This is a genomic window from Aeromonas eucrenophila, from assembly GCF_000819865.1.
Lineage (GTDB): Bacteria > Pseudomonadota > Gammaproteobacteria > Enterobacterales > Aeromonadaceae > Aeromonas > Aeromonas eucrenophila.
Genome location: NZ_CDDF01000007.1, coordinates 1,883 through 5,058, shown reverse-complemented (window position 1 = coordinate 5,058; position 3,176 = coordinate 1,883). Strand labels below are relative to the sequence as shown.

Sequence of the window (3,176 nt, the reverse complement as noted above, 5' to 3'; positions counted from 1 at the left end):
AATTGGGTGCCTGGCAGTGTCCTACTCTCGCATGGCGAATGCCACACTACCATCGGCGCTACCGCGTTTCACTTCTGAGTTCGGCATGGGATCAGGTGGTTCCACGGCGCTATGGCCGCCAGGCAAAAAACTTCAATCTCGGAAAGCTGACGTGAGTAACGACTGATTGGCTATTGCCTGTCGCTATCACTGAATTAGGTAAGTAGTCTCGCACTTGCTACAAGGCCCAGAACACTTCTTGGGTGTTGTATGGTTAAGCCTCACGGGTAATTAGTATGGGTTAGCTCAACACGTCGCCGCGCTTACACACCCCACCTATCAACGTTGTGGTCTCCAACGGCCCTTTAGGACCCTCAAGGGGTCAGGGATGACTCATCTCAGGGCTCGCTTCCCGCTTAGATGCTTTCAGCGGTTATCGATTCCGAACTTAGCTACCGGGCAGTGCCACTGGCGTGACAACCCGAACACCAGAGGTTCGTTCACTCCGGTCCTCTCGTACTAGGAGCAACTCCCTTCAATCATCCAACGCCCACGGCAGATAGGGACCGAACTGTCTCACGACGTTCTGAACCCAGCTCGCGTACCACTTTAAATGGCGAACAGCCATACCCTTGGGACCGACTTCAGCCCCAGGATGTGATGAGCCGACATCGAGGTGCCAAACACCGCCGTCGATATGAACTCTTGGGCGGTATCAGCCTGTTATCCCCGGAGTACCTTTTATCCGTTGAGCGATGGCCCTTCCATTCAGAACCACCGGATCACTATGACCTACTTTCGTACCTGCTCGACCTGTCCGTCTCGCAGTTAAGCTGGCTTATGCCATTGCACTAACCTCCTGATGTCCGACCAGGATTAGCCAACCTTCGTGCTCCTCCGTTACTCTTTGGGAGGAGACCGCCCCAGTCAAACTACCCACCAGGCACTGTCCGCGAGCCCGATTCAGGGCCCTGCGTTAGAACATCAAACATACAAGGGTGGTATTTCAAGGACGGCTCCAGCGCAACTAGCGTCACGCCTTCAAAGCCTCCCACCTATCCTACACATGTAGGTTCAATGTTCAGTGCCAAGCTGTAGTAAAGGTTCACGGGGTCTTTCCGTCTAGCCGCGGGTACACCGCATCTTCACGGCGAATTCGATTTCACTGAGTCTCGGGTGGAGACAGCATGGCCATGGTTACACCATTCGTGCAGGTCGGAACTTACCCGACAAGGAATTTCGCTACCTTAGGACCGTTATAGTTACGGCCGCCGTTTACCGGGGCTTCGATCAAGAGCTTCGCTTGCGCTAACCCCATCAATTAACCTTCCGGCACCGGGCAGGTGTCACACCCTATACGTCCACTTTCGTGTTTGCAGAGTGCTGTGTTTTTGATAAACAGTCCCAGCCATCTGGTCACTGCGACTCCCAACTGCTCCATCCGCGAGGGACTTCACTGTCAAGAGCGAACCTTCTCCCGAAGTTACGGTTCTATTTTGCCTAGTTCCTTCACCCGAGTTCTCTCAAGCGCCTTGGTATTCTCTACCCGACCACCTGTGTCGGTTTGGGGTACGATGACTTGTAATCTGAAGCTTAGAGGCTTTTCCTGGAAGCAGGGCATCAATGGCTTCACCACCGTAGTGGCTTCGTCTCAGGTCTCAGTGTTGTGTCTCCGGATTTGCCTAGAAACACCACCTACACCCTTTCACCAGGACAACCGTCGCCTGGCCCACCTAGCCTTCTCCGTCCCCCCATCGCAATTACAAGTCGTGCAGGAATATTAACCTGCTTCCCATCGATTACGCCTTTCGGCCTCACCTTAGGGGTCGACTCACCCTGCCCCGATTAACGTTGGACAGGAACCCTTGGTCTTCCGGCGAGGAGGCTTTTCACCCCCTTTATCGTTACTTACGTCAGCATTCGCACTTCTGATATCTCCAGCATACCTCTCGATACACCTTCGCAGACTTACAGAACGCTCCCCTACCACTCACACATAAGTGTGAATCCGCGGCTTCGGTGCCTGGTTTGAGCCCCGTTACATCTTCCGCGCAGGCCGACTCGACTAGTGAGCTATTACGCTTTCTTTAAATGATGGCTGCTTCTAAGCCAACATCCTAGCTGTCTGAGCCTTCCCACATCGTTTCCCACTTAACCAGAACTTTGGGACCTTAGCCGGCGGTCTGGGTTGTTTCCCTCTTCACGACGGACGTTAGCACCCGCCGTGTGTCTCCCGGATATTACTTACTGGTATTCGGAGTTTGCATGGAGTTGGTAAGTCGGGATGACCCCCTAGTCCAAACAGTGCTCTACCCCCAGTAGTATTCGTCCGAGGCGCTACCTAAATAGCTTTCGGGGAGAACCAGCTATCTCCGAGTTTGATTGGCCTTTCACCCCCAGCCACAGGTCATCCCCTAACTTTGCAACGTTAGTGGGTTCGGTCCTCCAGTTGATGTTACTCAACCTTCAACCTGCCCATGGCTAGATCACCCGGTTTCGGGTCTACACCTTGCAACTAGACGCCCAGTTAAGACTCGGTTTCCCTACGGCTCCCCTATACGGTTAACCTCGCTACAAAATGTAAGTCGCTGACCCATTATACAAAAGGTACGCAGTCACCCCGAAGGGCTCCCACTGCTTGTACGTACACGGTTTCAGGTTCTATTTCACTCCCCTCACAGGGGTTCTTTTCGCCTTTCCCTCACGGTACTGGTTCACTATCGGTCAGTCAGGAGTATTTAGCCTTGGAGGATGGTCCCCCCATATTCAGACAGGATGTCACGTGTCCCGCCCTACTCGATTTCACATCAAGGTTGTTTTCGTGTACGGGGCTATCACCCTGTATCGCTGGCCTTTCCAGGACCATTCCACTAACTTCCAAGCTGCTTAAGGGCTAATCCCCGTTCGCTCGCCGCTACTAAGGGAATCTCGGTTGATTTCTTTTCCTCGGGGTACTTAGATGTTTCAGTTCTCCCGGTTCGCCTCGTTAAGCTATGTATTCACTTAACGATACCCAGCTTGTGCTGGGTGGGTTTCCCCATTCGGAAATCTGTGAGTAATAGCGTCTCTTACCGACTTCTCACAGCTTATCGCAGGTTAGTACGTCCTTCATCGCCTCTGACTGCCAAGGCATCCACCATGTACGCTTAGTCACTTAACCATACAACCCCAAGAAGTGTCGTCGAAACGACGCGACT

At 53.1% G+C, this 3,176-nt stretch carries 2 rRNA genes; both read right to left on the bottom strand.

Annotation, left to right across the window (positions count from 1 at the left end):
• Window positions 1-8: 8 nt before the first annotated feature.
• Window positions 9-123 (bottom strand): 5S ribosomal RNA (gene rrf, locus BN1124_RS08995).
• A 126-nt stretch (window positions 124-249) separates the two neighbouring features.
• Window positions 250-3,139, bottom strand: a 23S ribosomal RNA gene (locus BN1124_RS08990).
• Window positions 3,140-3,176 lie beyond the last annotated feature (37 nt).